Genomic DNA, 13621 nt, shown 5'->3' on the forward strand with positions numbered 1-13621 from the left:
CGCCGCCTGAAGGGGGAACCACCGTGCCTGCTCTCGCCCTCCTCTCCGCCGTGTTCGTCGTCGGCATCGAGCAGATGATCAGTTGGCGATACGGCGCCACCGGCATCATCGGCCTGCTCCTGCTCACCATAGGCATCAAGGCCAAGAACCCGGCCGTCAGCTCCATGGGAGCCGTCGTGCTCGCCCTGCTGGTCGCGGGGCCCGCTCTATGAGCGTGAACACGGCCTGGTCAGACGCTGTGGGAGACGTCAGCTCGTGAGCACCAGCTCCGAACTGATCGTCTCCCACAGTGCGTTGAACCACAGGTGGGACTGCTCGACGAAGGTGGTGTCCCGCAGGCCGGCGCCCTGCGCGAAGGCGAACAGCATCGACTGGGTGCCCTCGGCGTCGTACATCTCCAGGTGTTCGTGGTCGACCTCCTCCTCGCGACGCGTGAGGGTGTAGTACGCGAACAGCGCCTCCATGCCGTTGAGCAGGTACAACTTCACGGGCGGGGTGAAGGGCAGCGCGCGGAAGGTGACGTTCACGTCGATGCCGTGCGTGGCGCGCAGGGCCAGCAGGTTGTGCCGCAGCACCTGACCCTGGGCATTGCGCTGGGCCAGCCAGCGGCGCTGCAGCCGCCCGTCCACCGACGGATCGACCGGCGTCGGGAAGGCGAGTTCGATGTCGCGGCTGGGCAGCAGCACGCGGACGTCGACCTTGGCCGGTTTCAGTCGCCCCTCGTGGATGCGGCGCAGCGGCTCGCCGATGGCGAGCGTCAGGGAGACCGAGGTCAGGCAAAGGGCATCTATCTCGACGTGCGTGGCCGCGAAGGCGTCCGCTATGCGCGGGGCAAGAGCCACCATCGTCGGCAGCGGTGGCGCCCCGGGACCGCTCAGCGCCTTGCCCAGGCCCAGGTCAGGAGCCACGGTCGCCGGGCTCCCCTTGGATATGTTGGTCAGCAGGTGCTCCGACTGCAGAATGCGCAGCGCCTGGCGTACGGCGCCGCGCTCGACGCCGAACTCGTCCGCCAAAGTGGCCTGTGTAGGCATGCGTTGACCCGGTCGCAGCTGACCCGACCTGATGCGGGCACGCAGCTCGTCGGCCACGTCCCGATGAGACGTCGGTGACGTCTGTGACCGCTGTGACCTCTTCCGCCCATTGACGGCGGCATGTTTCGGGTCCACAACCAAACCCTACAACTTCCCGCCATCTTTCGGCAGTTCCCAAGGAGGTGGTTATAAGACGTCTCCAAGCGGAGATAAGTACAGAGAAGTTGGTCACCAACTTCAGGAACATGGTCAAACTTCAGGAGGGTTGGCCGCAACCACGGGGTCCGCCTCACCGTCCCGAAGGAGGGACCGTCATGCCGCTCATCGCTCTTGTCGCCGCCGCCCTCGCCATCGGATTCGAGCAGCTCATCCAGTGGAAGTACGGGCCTCTCGGCATCATCGCGTTCGTCGCGCTGTCCGTGGGACTCAAGGCAAAGAACACCGCGATCAGCGGCCTCGGGGCGGTCATCCTCGTGATGCTGCTCGCCCAGTCCGGCTGAGCCTCACCGGTTCGCCGGCCCCAGGATCCGGCTGGCCGGGCTCCCTTCCGGAGGGGAGCCGGGAGCCCTGCCAGCCGCACCAGCACAGCCACAACTGAACATCGACAACTGAACAGCTCCACCAGCACAGCCACAACTCAACAGGCCGGTCACAACAGACCGGTCAACACACCGGTCACAACAGCACAGTCACAACTGAACAGCTACGGATGAGTCATCAGTCATCAATGGTCAGGAGAAGTCGAGGAAGGGAGTTCAGAACATGTCCGGGCACCACGGGCGCCTGGACGTACGCAGCAGGGCGTCGCCCACCAGGGCGGCGCCCGCTCGTTCTTCCTGAACCCGGCCGAGCGCCACCAGCCGTGCCGGCGACTCGTCGCCCAGCCACAGCCGCGCCAGATCGCCTACGTCCAGGGTGAGTTCGGCGGACTCGGTGGTCGGCGTGCAGGACGCGCCCTGCGCCGACGCCTCCAGCCGGTAGCGGCCGCCCGTCAGACCGGCGCGGTCGACGACCTCCAGCACCAGGGAGCCCGCGCCCTCGTACGTCCGCGACTCCAGCGCACGTACGACATCCAGGATCCGCACCCACAGCCAGTCCCCGGCCGAGGTGATGCGGGCGGCCCGCGCGTCCGGCAGGAGGAGCGGGAGGAGGTCGTCGGGGGCCCGCTGGCCGCTCTTGACGCGGGTGACCCAGTCGATGGAGCAGAGGTAGTGCCACAGGGCGCGCTCCGCGGCCTGGGTCGCCGCTAGCAGGTCCCGTACGGTCGCCGTGTCCTGGGGCTGCATCGCGTCGCCCCACTTGTCGTCGACCTCGTAGACAGCCAGGCCCTCGACCTCGCCGTTCGCCGCGCGGTACACGGCGTAGAACGGCTCCGTCCACTTCGGGTCGAGGCGCAGGGCGCCGGTGTTGTGCCGCCACCACCAGTCGCTGCGGCTGACGACGCCGGGTGTGGCGGCGCGGACGCGGTCGTGCAGTTCGGGGCCGAGTTTGCGGACGTCCTCGGCGCTCACGAGGTCGATGCGGCTGCCGTCGTCGGGGCCGGACCAGCGGGGGTCGAGGCCCGCGCGCGGGACGTCGACGGTCCACTCGGCGCCCGAGGTGGCGGGGCCGAAGCCGTAGCGGGCGTAGATCGGGTACTCGGCGGCGATCAGGGTGGCCACGAGGTCGCCGCGCTCCTTGGCGGCCGCTAGATCATGGCTCATCATGCGGGTCAGCAGGCCGCGGCGGCGGTGCGTGGCGGTGACCGTGACGCTGGAGATGGCGTCGGCGGCGACCAGGGTGCCGCCGACCGCGGTGACCTCCTGCGCGAACGACCGGAACGTCGCCACGCAGCGTCCCCCGTCGAACGCGCCGAGGTGGCGACTCTCCTCGAAGCGCTCGCGCCGGGCTTCGAGTTCCTTGTCGGAGACGGTCGGCGCCTGCAGGAACCCGGTCTTCACTGCTCGGAGCCATTCCGGCAGTTCGGCCTCGGTGATCGGACGGACGTCTATGTCGGAGTGCGCGCGGGTCATGGCGTCACCGTAGATCCACCGCGGTGGGGTGTCGCCCGGATTTCCCGCCCCGCCCCCGCGGGCCATAGGCCGGCCATCGGCCGACCGTCGGCCGACCAGGCGTCACGTCAGCAGATCGTCGACCTGCGCCTCCCCTTCCCGGTACCGGCGGGCGATCTCCGCGCTGCAGTCGTCCGCCGTCCGCTGGAGGTGGTGGCGCCGCCGGGACACCTGCTGCTCGTAGCGGACCAGGCGGGCCATCGCGGTGGTCAGTTCGAGGTCGGTCCGGGCGGTCAGGTCCGAGAGTTCGACCTCGGCGAGCATCTCGGCGGCCAGGCGCCGGTACTCCTCGCTGTGCGGCGTGCCCAACGTGACGTGGCGGGCGGAGGAACGCTGGCGGGCCGGGGCGTCCGTGAGGATCTCCGGGAGGCGGTCGACCACGGAACCCGCGCCCGCCGGTGACCGCCGCGCCAGTTCCGCGCGCAGGATGTCGATACGGCCCTGCAGCAGCCTCCGTACGTAGCTGAGGTCGGCCTCGTCGCGCTGGGCGTCCCGGCGCAGGGTGCGCAGTTCGGGCAGGCTCAGCGTGGACAGATCGCGTTCCGGCGGGCCGGTGGGCAGGTGCGGGCCCGGGCTGTCGGTGCGCTGCACGGGCGGCCGCAAGGCCATCCGCTCCCCCGTTCTGATCAACGAGACAGCCGCAGGCGGCTGCCCGGTACTCGGTGTGCTCATGTGCCTCTACCGTCCCCTCGACCGGCGTGTGGAAGCATCGTGCCACCCCAAGTGGCCGCTATGTGACCGAGTGCCCCCGATCGGCCCCAGATGGGCGGTTAAGGAGCAAAAATTATGCCGGTGCGGTACCGGTGCGGTCTCCTCCGGACGGCCCGGCATGATGGTCGTATGCGTGCAGTGGTGCAGAGGGTGGACGGCGCGGGCGTCGTCGTGGACGGCGAGACGGTCGGGGAGATCACCGGTGAAGGACTGTGCGTCCTGGTCGGGGTGACGCACGAGGACACCAAGGAGAAGGCGGCCCAGCTCGCCCGCAAGCTCTGGTCGATCCGCATGCTCCAGGACGAGAAGTCGTGCAGCGACATCGACGCCCCGCTGCTCGTCATCAGTCAGTTCACGCTGTACGGGGACGCCCGCAAGGGCCGCCGGCCCACCTGGAACGCGGCCGCCCCGGGCGATGTCGCCGAGCCCCTCGTCGAGGAGGTCGTGGCCCAGCTCCGGTCCCTCGGCGCGACGGTGGCGACGGGCCGCTTCGGCGCGAAGATGCGCGTCTCGCTCACGAACGACGGCCCGTTCACGGTGCTGCTGGAGATCTAGAGAGCGGGGCCGCGGCCCCACCGCCACCGCTACGGCTACGGCTACGGCTACGGCTCGACGACCACTTCCTGCGCCGCCGCCGTCTCTCCGGCCAGGAGCCGCGCGTCCACCGGCACGTTCCGCTTCACCAGGGCCAGCGCGACCGGGCCCAGCTCGTGGTGGCGTACGGACGTCGTGATGGTGCCGATCTTGCGGCCGTCGGGCTCGTCGTCCGCGAGGCGGATCTCCGTGCCCGGGGTGGGCAGGTGGACCTCGCTGCCGTCCAGGTGGAGGAAGACCAGGCGGCGCGGGGGCTTGCCCAGGTTCTCGACGCGGGCGACGGTCTCCTGGCCGCGGTAGCAGCCCTTCTGAAGGTGCACCGCGCTGCCGATCCAGCCCAGCTCGTGCGGGATGGTGCGGTGATCGGTCTCGAAGCCGAGGCGCGGGCGGTGCTGCTCGACGCGGAGGGCCTCGTAGGCCAGGATCCCGGCCGGCGGGCCGGCCTTCCCGGCGTAGGACTCCAGGTCCGCGCGCGGCAGGAAGAGGTCGCGGCCGTACGGCGTCTCGCGTACGGCGACGCCCTCCGGGACCTCGGCGATCGAACCGGCCGGCAGGTGCACCACGGCGAACTCGGCTGTGCGGTCGGCGACTTCGACCCTGTAGAAGAACTTCATCGACTCCAGGTACGCGATGAGCGCGTCCTGCGTGCCGGGCTCGACGTGGGCCCAGACCGTCTCGCCGTCGTCGACCAGGTAGAGCGCGTGCTCGATGTGGCCGTGCGCGGAGAGGATCAGCGCCTCGGTGGCCAGGCCGGGCGGGAGGTCGCTGACGTGCTGGGTGAGCAGCAGGTGCAGCCAGCTCAGCCGGTCCTCGCCGGAGACGGTGATGACGCCGCGGTGCGAGAGGTCGACGAAGCCGGATCCGTCGGCGAGGGCGCGCTGCTCGCGGAACAGGTCGCCGTAGTGGGCGGCTACGCCTTCGTCCGCACCCTCGGCGGGGACGGCGCCGGGCAGGGACAGCAGGGGGCTCTTCATGGGCACAAGCCTACGACTCGGTAGTTGACCCCTGCAGGGAACATTCGCGGCATCTGCCGAAGATCGCGAAGTGCTTCATGTCCGTCTCGAAGCCGAACTCCCGGCGCAGCTTCGCGGTGAACTCCGCGGCCACCGACACATCGGCCTCGATCACGTTCTGGCAGTCCCGGCAGACCAGGTGGATGTGGTGGTGCCGGTCCGCGAGGTGGTACGTCGGCGCCCCGTGCCCCAGGTGGGCGTGGCTGACCAGCCCGAGCTCCTCCAGGAGCTCCAGGGTGCGGTACACGGTGGAAATGTTGACCCCCGACGCCGTCTTCCTCACTTCCACGAGGATGTCGTCGGGGGTCGCGTGCTCAAGGGTGTCCACGGCTTCCAGGACAAGCTGCCGCTGCGGCGTCAGCCGGTAGCCGCGCTGCCTGAGGTCGCTCTTCCAGTCGGTGCTCACCACACCAGAGAGTCTAGGACTACTTGAAGAAGGCGATCCCGTCGTCGGGCATGTCGTCCGGGAGGGCCTTGGCCCATCGCTCGACGTCCTCGGGAGTGACGACCTTCTTCAGGTGCGCCGACATGTAGGGGCGCAGCTCGACCTCGGGGGTCTGCTTCTCGCCGACCCACATCAGGTCGCTCTTGACGTAGCCGTACAGGCGCTTGCCGCCGGAGTACGGAGTGGAGGCGGCCGTGCGGGCCACGGCGTCGGTGACCAGGTCGATCTGCGGCTTCTGGGCGGCGAGTTCGCCGTACCAGATCTCGATGACACCGTCGTCGCGGGTCATCGTGACCTCGACCTTGCGGTCGGCGTCGATGCGCCAGAAACCGGACTCGGACTCCAGCGGCCGGACCTTGTTCCCGTCGCTGTCCAGGACCCAGGTGTGGGAGTGGTACTCCAGGAAGTCACGGCCGTCGTGGGTGAAGGTGACCTCCTGCCCGAAGTTGCACTTCTCGGACCCGGGGAAGTCGTGCACGCCCGCGCCGGCCCAGTTGCCGAGCAGGAAGACGAGCGGGACGAGGTCCTTGTGGAGGTCGGACGGGATCTCGATCATGGGGTCGGCAGTTCCTTGATGGGGGTCAGCGCTGGCCCTGGTACAGCTTCTTCACGGTCAGACCGGCGAAGGCGAGGACGCCGACGCAGACCAGGACCAGCAGGGTCTCGAAGAATGCCTCAAGCACGGGGTGCTCCTTGGTTGAGCGATGAGCGGTACAAAGGCCGCCCCCAGCTTACGCGGCCGGGGGCGGCCCCTTCTTGTGAGGTACGCCCATGCGGGAGTCAGCCGAGCAGCTCGCTCTGCAGGGCCACCGTCTGCCGGAACGGCACCGCCTTCGCCGTGCCCTTCCTGGACTGCACGATCACCGCGAGGACGTCACCGGCGGACAGGTACCCCTGCCGGACCTGTTCGGCGCCGTAGGGCTTGGACTCGACGTACACGGAGTACGGGATGTTGTAGTCGTGGGCCTGGGTCGGGAAGTCGTCGTCGAAGAGGGAGGTGCCGGCGCCGCGCAGCTGGTCGCTGGGACCGGAGACCGGGGCGATGTCCTTCTGGAACAGCTCGTCCACCACTGCCGCGGTGCCGAACTGCAGCAGGTACACACGGGTGCGGGTGCCGTCCGGGGTGGTCCAGCCGCGGGCCGCGACATGCCGCAGACCGTTGTCGACGAAGGTCTGGCGGAGTTCGTCCCGGGCGTCCTTCTCCGCGTACTCGGCGAGGAAGTCCTTCGTCGCCAGCCAGCCGTCCCGGCCCCGCAGCTTCTTCTCCTCCACCGCCCCCCTGGGCACGGGCAGGACGAGTGCGCGCAGGTCGGCGTAGTGGGTGCCGGCCAGGTTGCGCTCGTCGAAGGGCGCCGGGCTGCCCGACGGCAGCGGCGGCTTCACGAGCGTGGGGTAGTCCCAGCGCCCGTCCGACCGCGTAGCCAGTCCCGGTACGTCGGTCCGGTCCATCCCCGTGATGCCGTACGCCGTTCCCGCACCGACCGCCGCGAACACCACGACGGCGGCGGTCCAGCGCAGGACGGCACGCAGGATGCGGCGGTCCTTCTTCGCGGGGGGCGGGTCCTGCAGCGGCGGCTCGGCGACGGCCTGCGGCTCGGTCTGCGCTGTGGGCTCGGTCTGCACTGTGGGCCCGGTCTGCACTGTGGGCCCGGTCTGCTCGGTCATACGGCCTCTCCCGGCTCGGCGATGCGGTCGAGCTGGCTCTTGAGGAGCTCCGCGACCCCCTTGGCGTCGAACGGCTTGACCCCGTCCGCGGTGACGGTGACCAGGACGTCTCCCCGATAGGCGGAGCAGAGCATCGAGTCGAGCTTCTCGTGGGAGTTCGAGTCCTTGGGCGGCAGGAAGCACGCGGCGTCCTTGTAGCCCTTGATCTTCGGGCCCTTGCGGAAGACGTCGAGACCGCCGAGGAACTCGTTCTGGGACGTCGAGATGTTGCGCACGGCGGCCCGGTTCTGCATCTGGGACAGCTCGATGGTCACCGCTGCGGCGGTGTCCGTGAAGAAGGAGCTGCCGGCCTCCCTGACGTAGCTGCGCATCGCCATGCCCTGGATGTGCTGCTTGTCGATCAGCTTCTCCAGCTGCCTGCGCTGGGTGCGCGGCAGGTTCCGCAGCGCCTCCTTGCGCAGGGCGGTGGCCTGGGCGCCGCTGAGCTGGGCGTCGGCGGCGAACTCGCCGAGGTCCGGGCCGCGCTTCCAGCCGTTGGCGTACTTCACGAGCATCCCGGAGAGCCCGCTCGCGGGCGCCTCCTTCCCGTCGCCGGCGCTCTTCGGCTCCGGGAACTTCCAGACGGCCGCACCGGCGTCGCGGTCGGCGCCGTTCACGATGACGACGGTGTAGCCGACGCCGGCGACCACGGCCGCGGCGAGCAGGGCGGAACCCGCGACGGCGGCGATACGGCCGCGAGAGCGGCGCTTCCCGGCCGGCTGGGGAACGGGCTCGGAGGTGGATTCGGGCGTGGGCTCGGGCATGGGCTCGCGCGTGGACTCGAGCGTGGACTCGGCCGCGGGCCCGATCGGTTCGGTGACGTTATCGCTCACAGCCGCTCCATCTGCCGCTCGGCCAGGTCCATGACCCTGGCCTTGGTGATCGGCTTGGTGTCGTAGATCCAGAGCTCCATGGCGACGTCACCGCGGTAGGCGTGCGCCTCCGCGCTGTACATCGGCAGGTAACCGGCCTTGTTGTCCGGCCGGTGGTGCACGTACGCCGTGCCGCTGCCCGTGCCGGGGATGGACCAGTTGTCGCTGTCGGGCTTGCGGTCCGCCCAGTACTGGTTGTTGTCGCTGGAGTCGGCGGCCTCCAGCGACTCGTCCTGGCGGAACTGGATCAGCCGGATCTCCACCGTCTGGTTGCCGCCGGCCTGCCAGCCGGTGACGGCCGCGCGGCGGAACTCGTCGGTGATGAGGCTGTTGAACTCGGTGCCGGGCTTGGCGTAGGTGTCGGCGAATTCGGCCAGGTTCATCCAGCCGTCGCCGGGGAGCCAGTCCGCCGTCTTCGCGCCGGCCGGCTTCTTCAGCAGCAGCTTGCGCAGGTCGCCGTCCGCCCTCACCTGGCGGTCCTGGGCGGCGGACAGCGGCTCGGGTGCCCTGCCCTTCGCCTGGGCCAGCCGGGGCTGGGACAGCGGGGGCAGCTTCGTCGGCTCGCGGTCGGCCTGGATCAGATATCCGGTGCAGGCGCCCGCGACGACACCGAGGAATGCGGCGCCGGCGACGAGCAGAGTGGTGCGGCCACGGCGCGCAGGCGCGGGCGCAGGCGCGGCGGGCGTATCCGGCGCAAGCTGCGCAACCTGCGCGACCGGTGCGTCGACCACCTCTTCGGGTACTTCCAACACGTCCCCCCACAAACATGAAGCGCGCATTCCGTACGCGCGCTCACAGGAGACTCATGGCCGCGGGCCGGAGTTGCAGGGGCGTTGATTACGATTCGGCCATGGCGAAGAAGCTGGTGATCAAGGTGACGGCGGGCGCCGACGCGCCCGAGAGGTGCTCGCAGGCTTTCACGGTGGCGGCGGTGGCCGTGGCCAGCGGTGTCGACGTCTCCCTGTGGCTGACCGGCGAGTCCGCATGGTTCGCGCTGCCGGGACGCGCGGCCGAGTTCGAGCTGCCGCACGCCGCTCCGCTGCCCGACCTGCTGGACTCCCTGCTCGCGGGCGGCCGCGTCACCCTGTGCACGCAGTGCGCCGCGCGGCGGGACATCACGGAGAAGGACGTCCTCGAGGGCGTACGGATCGCGGGTGCGCAGGTCTTCGTGCAGGAGGCGGTCGCCGACGACACCCAGGCGCTCGTCTACTGACGGCGCCTCTTGCCGTCCAGCTCGTCCCACCACTCGTCCGACTTCGGGTCCCCGGACGGATCGTCCCACCAGCGGTCCTCGGGACCGCGCCGGTTGGCGACCATGGCGGCGACGGGCGGAATCAGCATCGCCACGACACACATGCCCACGGCAGCGGGGATCGACCAGATGCGCACGACCCCCCACGCCAGGACGAACAACCCGATGCAGATGCCCATCATGACGAAGTACATGCGCCGTCGCCGTGCGTACATGACTACAGGGTAGGCCCGGGTACGGCGAAGGGCCGCACCTGGAGAGGTGCGGCCCTTCGCGTGCAGGTCAAGGCGTCAGACCGCGATCGCGACCTCGGCCAGGCCGCCCTGCTGGGCGACGACCGTGCGGTCGGCGGTGCCGCCGGGGACCAGGGCGCGGAGCGTCCAGGTGCCCTCGGCCGCGTAGAAGCGGAACTGTCCGGTGGCGGACGTGGGGACCTCCGCGGTGAACTCGCCGGTCGAGTCCAGGAGACGGACGTAGCCCGTCACCGGCTCGCCGTCGCGGGTCACCTGGCCCTGGATCGTGGTCTCACCGGGCTTGATCGTCGAGGCGTCCGGGCCGCCGGCCTTCGCTCCACACATGTCTTTCTCCAAGAGGGGTCTGACCGGAGGGAAGGCCGGTCGGGTTACGGGCTGGTCGGGTTACGGGCTGGTCGGGTTACTTGTTGGCGCCGAGCTCGATCGGAACGCCGACGAGGCTGCCGTACTCGGTCCAGGAGCCGTCGTAGTTCTTGACGTTCTCGACACCGAGCAGCTCGTGCAGCACGAACCAGGTCAGCGCGGAGCGCTCACCGATGCGGCAGTAGGCGATGGTGTCCTTGGCCAGGTCCACCTGCTCGTCGGCGTAGAGCTCCTTGAGCTCCTCGTCCGACTTGAAGGTGCCGTCGTCGTTGGCGTTCTTCGACCACGGGATGTTGCGGGCGCTCGGGACGTGGCCCGGGCGCTGGGACTGCTCCTGCGGCAGGTGAGCCGGGGCGAGGAGCTTGCCCGAGAACTCGTCGGGGGACCGGACGTCGACCAGGTTCTGCGAACCGATCGCGGCGACGACGTCGTCGCGGAAGGCGCGGATCGCGGTGTTCTGCGGCTTGGCCTTGTAGTCGGTGGCGGGCCGCTCCGGGACCTCCTCGACCAGCTCGCGGGCGTCCAGCTCCCACTTCTTGCGGCCACCGTCGAGCAGCTTGACGTTGTCGTGGCCGTAGAGCTTGAAGTACCAGTAGGCGTAGGACGCGAACCAGTTGTTGTTGCCGCCGTAGAGGATCACCAGCGTGTCGTTGGCGATGCCCTTCGCCGACAGGAGCTTCTCGAAGCCCTCCTGGTCGATGAAGTCGCGGCGCACCGGGTCCTGAAGGTCCGCGGTCCAGTCGATGCGGATCGCGTTCTTGATGTGGTTCTTCTCGTAGGCGGACGTGTCTTCGTCCACCTCCACGATCGCGATGTTCGGGTTGTCCAGGTTCTCCTGGACCCAATCAGCGTCGACGAGGACGTCGCTGCGGCTCATCTTCTTGTCTCCTCCGGGGCAGTTGCGGCGGGGCGTGCGAGTGCGAGATTTGCGCGCGCAGGCGGCGGCGCGCAGAGATGCCCTGGTCAGGGCGGCGGGAATGCGGAAGTCGAGCTTCCGCTCAGAAGGTGCGACAGAGCATGGCGGCGACGCGGCACAGGTCGACTGCCCGCCGCTTCGTGAGATCCGCCTGTCGCTTCATGTCGTCGATCGTAGGGACGGACAGGCTGGCATGTCACCGGTGTGTCGTATCGTGAGACGCGAATGTCCGGGATGTGGGAAACGATCTCGGCCCGGGCCGCGGCGGCACGGCTCACGGGCGGATGTATCGGTCATCACAGCTACGGCGCGGACGCCGACGTCTCGCGTTTCGGACACCCGGCGGTCACCCCCGGCGCCGCACGCCGCACGCCGCGCGCCGCTCGATGGCCTACCCCGCGAGCTTGACGTTCGAACCCTTCACCGTGATCTCCACACCGTCCTTGGCGGCCTGCACACTGTCCAGCTTCACGTCGCCCGGCAGCCGGTCGATGGTCTGCTTGAAGTCGGTGATCGCGCGGACACGGGAGTCGGCGAGGTCGACGACCAGCTTGGGCAGGTTGTCGGCGTGCACCCGCACGTCGTCGCCGTGGACGGCCACCGTGCTGAGCACGGGATACGTCCGGGTGCCGAGCGGGGTCCTGAACTTGACGTCGACCCTGATCTTGCCGTTGCCGCCGTCGGAGAGGCCTACGACCTGGGCGGTGACCCCGGTGATGATCTGCGTCGGCTGCGACTTGGCCGCCTTGAGCAGCTCGTCGTAGGCGATGGTCGCGGTGCCCGTGGCGTCGGCCGCGGTGGCGGAGCTGTAGTCGCCGGAGAAGGAGACGCCCTTCATGTGCGCCTTCAGGTCGTCGATACGGATCGTTGCCGGTCCGCCCCTGCCGCCCTCGCCGGTGTCGGCCTCGTAGTCCTTGATACCGACCTCGACGTCGTCCAGCTTCCCGGAGGCGACCTGGGTGAGGAAGGGGAAGCCGTTGATGGACACGTCCGGGGTGGAGGCGAGGTTCTCGGTGGTCTTCAGCTTGGAGGCCGCCTCGTCCTCGGCGAAGTACACCGCGACCCGGTCCGCCACCACGAACAGGCCGCCGAGGATCACGACGACGATCAGAAGTATTCGCAGCGCGCGCATGCGATGTTCCCCCACCTGGCCGGACGATCACGAGTGGTCCCGACGACCGGGTGGCCGCCCAGCGCGAGCGTAACCCTGGGGCGGGCGGCCGCCCGGGAATTGTCGATCACCTGTGACAGGAGCCGCCGCGGCACGGCCGGGCCCTATCCGAGCGCCCGCCCCAGCACGTACACCACCGGCGCCGCGGCCGTCAGCGGCAGGGCGACGCCCGCCGTGAAGTGCACGAACCTCGACGGGTAGTCGTAGCTCGCCACCCGGTGGCCGATCAGCGCGCACACCGCCGCGCCCGCGCCCAGCAGCGCGCCCTTCGTTCCGAAGCCGGTCATCGAACCGGCAGCGATGCCCGCGCCCGCGGCGGCGAGCAGCGAGACGACGACCGACGCCGGGGTGGGCAGCGGCAGGGCGCGGGCCAGCACGGCCACGGCCGCCGCGGCGGCGCCGACGGTCGCCGCGTCCGCCGAGGCGGCGAGGTATCCGGCCGCCACGATGGACAGCGCCGCCGAGGCGACGCCCGCCATCAGGCCGTACATCCGCTCGTCCGGGTCCGCGTGCGAGCGCAGCTGAAGGACGAGGGAGAGCAGGACCCAGACGCCGAGGGTGCCGAGGATCGCCGCCGGGCCGTTCTCCCGGCCCGCCACCAGCAGCGCGGCGTCCGCGGCCAGTGCGCCGAGGAAGGCGAGGGCGATGCCCTGCCGGGCCGGCCACATGCCGTTCAGCCGGAACCAGCCCGCCGCGGTGACCGCCTGGAGGACGACGAGCGGCACGAGCAGGGCGTACGAGCCGACCGCCGCCGCACCCGCCAGCAGCAGCCCCAGCAGCGCCGTGAGCGCGGCCGGCTGCATGCCCGGTTCGATGATCGGCGAACGCCCCTCGAGGCGGGCCCGCTGGGCGTCGGTGATGCGGGCGTTGCCGGCGACGGTGGCGGGGCCGTAGCCCGCGTCCGGGGATTCACCGGCGGCAGGGGCGGCCGCCGCGGGTGCCTGCGGCTGCTGCCACTGCTGCGCGGCCGGCTGAGGCCCCTGCTGCGCCATGTACGCCGTCTCCGCGCCGGACATCGCCGACGGCGCCGGCATCTGGGCCTGCGCGTCCCACGTCTGCCCCTGCCACTGCTGCGTGTACTGCTGGGCGGCGTACGGGTCGTCGTACCCCTCGTGACCCTCGTACCCCTGGCCCTCGTAGCCCTGCTGCGCCTGCTGCTGATGCGGCTGCTGCTGCCCGGGCCAGGTCTGCTGCTGCGGCTGCTGGTACGGCTGCTGATACGGGTCGTACGGCTGATCGGTCAT

General features: G+C 70.1%; 19 protein-coding genes. 4 read left to right on the forward strand and 15 right to left on the reverse strand.

The features are described from left to right. Positions 1–23: 23 nt before the first annotated feature. Positions 24–212 (forward strand): hypothetical protein, encoded by a 189-nt coding sequence (locus ACIBN2_RS22550; RefSeq protein ID WP_384251301.1) that lies wholly within the window; start codon positions 24–26, stop codon positions 210–212. Between the two features lie 36 nt (positions 213–248). On the opposite strand, the gene ACIBN2_RS22555 is transcribed toward ACIBN2_RS22550, so the two are convergent. Next, positions 249–1172 carry a winged helix-turn-helix domain-containing protein gene (locus ACIBN2_RS22555; protein WP_399136567.1) on the reverse strand — a complete coding sequence of 308 codons (924 nt, stop codon included), beginning with the start codon at positions 1170–1172 and terminating at the stop codon, positions 249–251. A gap of 173 nt (positions 1173–1345) precedes the next feature. On the opposite strand from ACIBN2_RS22555, the gene ACIBN2_RS22560 reads away from it, so the two are divergent. Then, positions 1346–1531, forward strand: coding sequence for a hypothetical protein (locus ACIBN2_RS22560; protein ID WP_399136569.1), 186 nt, complete (start codon positions 1346–1348; stop codon positions 1529–1531). Positions 1532–1786: 255 nt separating this feature from the next. On the opposite strand, the gene ACIBN2_RS22565 is transcribed toward ACIBN2_RS22560, so the two are convergent. Beyond that, complete coding sequence (locus ACIBN2_RS22565) at positions 1787–3043, reverse strand: GNAT family N-acetyltransferase (protein WP_399136570.1); 1257 nt, start codon at positions 3041–3043, stop codon at positions 1787–1789. A gap of 102 nt (positions 3044–3145) precedes the next feature. Then, on the reverse strand, positions 3146–3754 hold the full coding sequence (locus tag ACIBN2_RS22570; RefSeq protein ID WP_399136571.1) for an aerial mycelium formation protein: 609 nt from the start codon (positions 3752–3754) through the stop codon (positions 3146–3148). Positions 3755–3922: 168 nt separating this feature from the next. Here ACIBN2_RS22570 and dtd point away from each other — a divergent pair, with 168 nt between their 5' ends. Then, a complete protein-coding gene (dtd, locus tag ACIBN2_RS22575) occupies positions 3923–4348 on the forward strand; it encodes a D-aminoacyl-tRNA deacylase (protein ID WP_399136572.1) in 426 nt (141 codons plus the stop codon). Between the two features lie 47 nt (positions 4349–4395). Here dtd and ACIBN2_RS22580 read toward each other — a convergent pair whose 3' ends face one another. The 6 genes from ACIBN2_RS22580 to ACIBN2_RS22605 form a co-directional block, all read right to left on the reverse strand. Continuing rightward, positions 4396–5361: a YgfZ/GcvT domain-containing protein gene (locus ACIBN2_RS22580; RefSeq protein ID WP_399136574.1), complete on the reverse strand. Its 966-nt coding sequence runs from the start codon at positions 5359–5361 to the stop codon at positions 4396–4398. Positions 5362–5371: 10 nt separating this feature from the next. Next, on the reverse strand, positions 5372–5809 hold the full coding sequence (locus ACIBN2_RS22585; RefSeq protein ID WP_399136576.1) for a Fur family transcriptional regulator: 438 nt from the start codon (positions 5807–5809) through the stop codon (positions 5372–5374). A gap of 16 nt (positions 5810–5825) precedes the next feature. Continuing rightward, the gene (locus ACIBN2_RS22590) at positions 5826–6401 is read right to left on the reverse strand and encodes an FABP family protein (RefSeq protein WP_399136578.1); all 576 of its coding nucleotides are present in this window, start codon (positions 6399–6401) and stop codon (positions 5826–5828) included. 224 nt (positions 6402–6625) lie between these two features. Then, on the reverse strand, positions 6626–7510 hold the full coding sequence (locus ACIBN2_RS22595) for a hypothetical protein (protein ID WP_399136580.1): 885 nt from the start codon (positions 7508–7510) through the stop codon (positions 6626–6628). Continuing rightward, positions 7507–8382, reverse strand: coding sequence for a hypothetical protein (locus tag ACIBN2_RS22600; RefSeq protein WP_399136582.1), 876 nt, complete (start codon positions 8380–8382; stop codon positions 7507–7509). The genes ACIBN2_RS22595 and ACIBN2_RS22600 overlap by 4 nt, the downstream gene beginning before the upstream one ends. After that, positions 8379–9173 (reverse strand): hypothetical protein, encoded by a 795-nt coding sequence (locus ACIBN2_RS22605; RefSeq protein WP_399136584.1) that lies wholly within the window; start codon positions 9171–9173, stop codon positions 8379–8381. The genes ACIBN2_RS22600 and ACIBN2_RS22605 overlap by 4 nt, the downstream gene beginning before the upstream one ends. A 98-nt stretch (positions 9174–9271) precedes the next feature. Between ACIBN2_RS22605 and ACIBN2_RS22610 the strand changes: the two genes are divergently transcribed. Beyond that, positions 9272–9634, forward strand: coding sequence for a DsrE family protein (locus tag ACIBN2_RS22610; protein WP_399136586.1), 363 nt, complete (start codon positions 9272–9274; stop codon positions 9632–9634). Here the strand turns inward: ACIBN2_RS22610 and ACIBN2_RS22615 are convergent. From ACIBN2_RS22615 to ACIBN2_RS22640, 6 genes are all read right to left on the reverse strand, one after another. Next, positions 9628–9888, reverse strand: a complete 261-nt coding sequence (locus ACIBN2_RS22615; RefSeq protein ID WP_399136588.1) for a DUF3099 domain-containing protein — start codon at positions 9886–9888, stop codon at positions 9628–9630. The genes ACIBN2_RS22610 and ACIBN2_RS22615 overlap by 7 nt on opposite strands. 75 nt (positions 9889–9963) lie before the next feature. Then, a complete protein-coding gene (locus ACIBN2_RS22620) occupies positions 9964–10251 on the reverse strand; it encodes a DUF1416 domain-containing protein (RefSeq protein WP_006348354.1) in 288 nt (95 codons plus the stop codon). 76 nt (positions 10252–10327) lie between these two features. Further along, positions 10328–11167 (reverse strand): sulfurtransferase, encoded by an 840-nt coding sequence (locus tag ACIBN2_RS22625; RefSeq protein WP_399136590.1) that lies wholly within the window; start codon positions 11165–11167, stop codon positions 10328–10330. Between the two features lie 121 nt (positions 11168–11288). Beyond that, on the reverse strand, positions 11289–11369 hold the full coding sequence (locus ACIBN2_RS22630) for a putative leader peptide (RefSeq protein WP_350310325.1): 81 nt from the start codon (positions 11367–11369) through the stop codon (positions 11289–11291). A 228-nt stretch (positions 11370–11597) separates the two neighbouring features. Continuing rightward, complete coding sequence (locus tag ACIBN2_RS22635) at positions 11598–12338, reverse strand: DUF2993 domain-containing protein (protein WP_399136591.1); 741 nt, start codon at positions 12336–12338, stop codon at positions 11598–11600. Positions 12339–12481: 143 nt separating this feature from the next. Then, positions 12482–13621, reverse strand: coding sequence for a hypothetical protein (locus tag ACIBN2_RS22640; RefSeq protein ID WP_399136593.1), 1140 nt, complete (start codon positions 13619–13621; stop codon positions 12482–12484).

Source organism: Streptomyces sp. NPDC050534, assembly GCF_044457745.1.
In the GTDB taxonomy this organism is placed as follows: Bacteria; Actinomycetota; Actinomycetes; order Streptomycetales; family Streptomycetaceae; genus Streptomyces.

Bases quoted from the DNA above. Each gene is read 5' to 3' on its own strand.
- ACIBN2_RS22560 (WP_399136569.1), top strand. From the start codon at position 1,346: ATGCCGCTCATCGCTCTTGTCGCCGCCGCCCTCGCCATCGGATTCGAG.
- ACIBN2_RS22565 (WP_399136570.1), bottom strand. From the start codon at position 3,043: ATGACCCGCGCGCACTCCGACATAGACGTCCGTCCGATCACCGAGGCC.
- ACIBN2_RS22570 (WP_399136571.1), bottom strand. From the start codon at position 3,754: ATGAGCACACCGAGTACCGGGCAGCCGCCTGCGGCTGTCTCGTTGATC.
- dtd (WP_399136572.1), top strand. From the start codon at position 3,923: ATGCGTGCAGTGGTGCAGAGGGTGGACGGCGCGGGCGTCGTCGTGGAC.
- ACIBN2_RS22580 (WP_399136574.1), bottom strand. From the start codon at position 5,361: ATGAAGAGCCCCCTGCTGTCCCTGCCCGGCGCCGTCCCCGCCGAGGGT.
- ACIBN2_RS22590 (WP_399136578.1), bottom strand. From the start codon at position 6,401: ATGATCGAGATCCCGTCCGACCTCCACAAGGACCTCGTCCCGCTCGTC.
- ACIBN2_RS22595 (WP_399136580.1), bottom strand. From the start codon at position 7,510: ATGACCGAGCAGACCGGGCCCACAGTGCAGACCGGGCCCACAGTGCAG.
- ACIBN2_RS22610 (WP_399136586.1), top strand. From the start codon at position 9,272: ATGGCGAAGAAGCTGGTGATCAAGGTGACGGCGGGCGCCGACGCGCCC.
- ACIBN2_RS22615 (WP_399136588.1), bottom strand. From the start codon at position 9,888: ATGTACGCACGGCGACGGCGCATGTACTTCGTCATGATGGGCATCTGC.
- ACIBN2_RS22620 (WP_006348354.1), bottom strand. From the start codon at position 10,251: ATGTGTGGAGCGAAGGCCGGCGGCCCGGACGCCTCGACGATCAAGCCC.
- ACIBN2_RS22625 (WP_399136590.1), bottom strand. From the start codon at position 11,167: ATGAGCCGCAGCGACGTCCTCGTCGACGCTGATTGGGTCCAGGAGAAC.
- ACIBN2_RS22630 (WP_350310325.1), bottom strand. From the start codon at position 11,369: ATGAAGCGACAGGCGGATCTCACGAAGCGGCGGGCAGTCGACCTGTGC.
- ACIBN2_RS22635 (WP_399136591.1), bottom strand. From the start codon at position 12,338: ATGCGCGCGCTGCGAATACTTCTGATCGTCGTCGTGATCCTCGGCGGC.
- ACIBN2_RS22640 (WP_399136593.1), bottom strand. From the start codon at position 13,621: ATGACCGATCAGCCGTACGACCCGTATCAGCAGCCGTACCAGCAGCCG.